The 3,271-nt window shown below is 74.3% G+C and carries 2 protein-coding genes; both read left to right on the forward strand.

Annotated features, from left to right (window positions below):
* The coding region (locus BKE38_RS28605) for a methyl-accepting chemotaxis protein (protein ID WP_076960529.1) at positions 1–1,672 on the forward strand (1,672 nt) is incomplete at its 5' end.
* Between the two features lie 165 nt (positions 1,673–1,837).
* Positions 1,838–3,085 carry an MFS transporter gene (locus tag BKE38_RS28610; RefSeq protein WP_083747938.1) on the forward strand — a complete coding sequence of 416 codons (1,248 nt, stop codon included), beginning with the start codon at positions 1,838–1,840 and terminating at the stop codon, positions 3,083–3,085.
* Positions 3,086–3,271: the final 186 nt, after the last annotated feature.

The raw sequence follows: 3,271 nt of genomic DNA on the forward strand, positions 1-3,271 counted from the left end.
GACGGCCGCCAGCCGCGAGGCCGATGCCGGCCCGGCGCGGGAGAGCCAGGCCTATCTGGACGCGCTGACCCGGGCCGACGCCGCGCTGACCGACATCATCCTGCGCGCCAATCCCGGCATCGGCCAGCTGCTGGGCATGAAGCAGGCGGTGTGGTCGGCCCGCCTCGCCGCCGGCGGCATCGGCGGCATGTCCGAGGTGCTGCTGGCCGCCCGCCGCGCCCCCACCCCGGCCGAGGTCGCGACCGCCGCCGAGCTGCGCGGCCAAGTCGCGGTGATGTGGGCCCAGGCCCAGGCCATCGCCGCCCGCCCCGAGATGCCGCAGAGCCTGCGCGACGCCCTGGCGCCGCTGGCCGAGCGCTTCCCCGGTGCCTTCATGGCCCGGCAGCGCGCGGTGGCCGAGGACCTGGCCGCCGGCCGCCCGGCCATGCCGCTGGCCGATTTCCAGCGCGCCAGCGCCGGCGATGTCACTGCCGTCGCCGAGGTCGCGCTGCTGGCGCTGCGCGAGCTGGTGGCCCGGGCCGACGCCGAGGCCGCCTCCGCCACCACCAGCCTGGCGCTGTCGGCGCTGGTGCTGCTGGCGGCGCTGGCCCTGATGCTGGGCGGGCTGCTGCTGGTCAGCCGCCGGGTGATCCGCCCGATCGGCGCCATGACCGCGACGATGCAGAAGCTGGCCGCCGGCGAGCTGGCGGTCGCCATCCCCGGCCTCGGCCGCGGCGACGAGATCGGCCGCATGGCCGCCGCGACCGAAGTCTTCCGCAGCGGGCTGCAGACCGCCGCCCGGCTGGCGGAGGAGCAGGAAGCCGAGCGCGCGGTGAAGGAGAAGCGCGCGGCGGCGCTGGCCAGCCTGGTGCAGGGCTTCGAGGGCCGGGTCGGCGAGCTGGTGGCGCTGCTGGCCAGCGCCGCCGGCCAGCTGGAGGGCACGGCGCGCGGCATGTCCGACACCGCGGGCGCGACCGACGACCAGGCCGGACGGGTCTCGCTGGCGGCGGGCGAATCCAGCCGCGGCGTGCAGACCGTCGCCGCCGCGGCCGAGGAGCTTTCGGCCTCGATCGGCGAGATCAGCCGCCAGGTCGCCCAGGCCAGCGGCGTCACCGCCCGCGCGGTCGAGGATGCCCGCCGCACCGACGGCGCCATGCGGGCGCTGGCCGAGAACGCCCAGCGCATCGGCGAGGTGGTGGGGCTGATCAGCAGCATCGCCGGCCAGACCAATCTTCTGGCGCTGAACGCCACGATCGAAGCCGCCCGCGCGGGCGAGGCGGGCAAGGGCTTCGCGGTCGTCGCCTCCGAGGTGAAGAACCTGGCCAGCCAGACCGCCAAGGCGACCGAGGAGATCGGCGTGCAGATCGCCACCATCCAGGCCGCGACCCGCGAGGCGGTGGGCGCGCTGGAGGGCATCAGCGCCACCATCGCCGAGGTCAGCTCGACCACGGTCAGCATCGCCAGCGCCGTCGAGGAGCAGACCGCCGCCACCGCCGAGATCGCCCGCACGGTGCAGGCCACCGCCGAGGCGACCGAGCAGGTGACGGTGAACATCGCATCCGTCAGCGAGGGGGCGCAGCAGACCGGTTCCGCCGCCGGCCAGGTGCTGTCTGCCGCCACCGCGCTGTCCGGCCAGTCCGCCCGGCTGCGCGCCGAGGTCAACGACTTCGTCCATCAGGTCCGCGCCGCCTGAGGCGCCGCCCGGGAAGGCCGGGGCGCCCGCCTGCGCCCCGGCCTGTCTGCGCCCCGGCCTGTCACAGGTTAGCAACCCGCCGGCCTCAGCTTCGTTGAGCAGAAGCACGGACTTGGCCTGGCAGGCCAGTCGCCGCGCCAACATCCGGCGGAGCGTTCCTGATCCATGGCCTCTCAACGCAGCCAGCGCGGACTGGACTGGCTGACCTTCTTTGCGGCGGATGTGCAGACCGGCTTCGGTCCCTTCATTGCCGTCTACCTCACGGCGAAATCCTGGACCGAGGCCGAGATCGGCCTGGCGCTGAGCGTCGGCAGCCTGACCGCCATGCTGAGCCAGGTGCCGGCCGGCATGCTGGTCGACGCCACCCCGCACAAGCGGCTGGCCGCCCTGCTGGCGCTGATCGCCATCGCCGGCAGCGCGGTGCTGCTGGCGCTCTTCCCGAGCACCTGGCCGGTGCTGGCGGCGGAGGTGCTGCACGGCTTCGCCAGCTGCGTGCTGGTGCCGGCGCTGGCGGCCATCAGCCTGAACCTGGTCGGCCGCAAGAAGCTGCCGGAGCGGCTCGGCCGCAACGGGCGCTATGCCTCGCTGGGCAATGCGGCGGCGGCCGCCCTGCTCGGCCTGACCGGCGCCTATGTCTCGGGCGAGGCGGTGTTCTGGTTCACCGCGGCGCTGACCATCCCGGCGATCCTGTCGCTGCAGCTGATCTCGGCCAAGGATCTCGAGGCCCGGGTGAAGCGCGCCCGCGGCAGCGGCAGCGGCGAGGGCGGCATCAAGGGGCTGCTGCTGCAGCGCGGCGTGCTGGTCTTCGCCGGCTGCTGCCTGCTCTTCACCCTGTCCAATGCCGCCATGCTGCCGCTGGCCAGCGCCGGCATGACGCATGAGGCGGGCGAGAAGGCGAACCTGTTCGTTGCCGGCGGGCTGGTGGTCAGCCAGGTGGTGGTCGCCATGATCTCGCCCTGGATCGGCCGCCTGGCCGAGCAGCATGGCCGCCGCCTGGTGCTGCTCGCCGGGCTGGCGGTGCTGCCGGTGCGCGGCGCGCTGCTGGCGACGCTGTCCGGCCCGTCGGTGCTGCTGGCCTCACAGGCGCTGGACGGGCTGACGGCCGGCGTCTTCGCCGTGCTGGTGCCGCTGATCGCGGCCGACCTGACGCGAGGCACCAACCGCTTCAACCTCTGCATGGGGCTGTTCGGCCTGGCGGTCGGGATCGGCGCCACCGTCAGCACCGCCGCCGCCGGCGCGGTCGCTGCCTGGATGGGCTATTGGATTGCCTTCGCCCTGCTGGGCGCGGTGGGGCTGGCCACCTTCCTGCTGGTGCTGCTGGCCATGCCGGAGACGAAGTCCGGCCGGACCATCCCGGGGCTCGGCGGCGAGCATGTCGGGGAGGGTCCCGCAGGCGCCAGGCCGGCCGAGTAACGGAATACACAATCGGAAACAGGGCTGGACGCAAGTGCGCATCAGTCGCAATAAGGCGCCCCGCCTGATCGACGACCGCTTGGAAGGCCGACTGATGCTGCATGCCCCCTCTTCCCGCCTCCTGATGCGCGGCGCCGCGCTCGGCCTGCTGCTGGCGGCGGCCCCCGCCTTCGCCCAGGCGCCGGC

It is taken from the genome of Teichococcus deserti (assembly GCF_001982615.1).
Lineage (GTDB): Bacteria > Pseudomonadota > Alphaproteobacteria > Acetobacterales > Acetobacteraceae > Pseudoroseomonas > Pseudoroseomonas deserti.

Excerpts from the sequence above, each read along its gene's own strand:
- BKE38_RS28610 (WP_083747938.1), top strand. The coding sequence starts at position 1,838 with ATGGCCTCTCAACGCAGCCAGCGCGGACTGGACTGGCTGACCTTCTTT.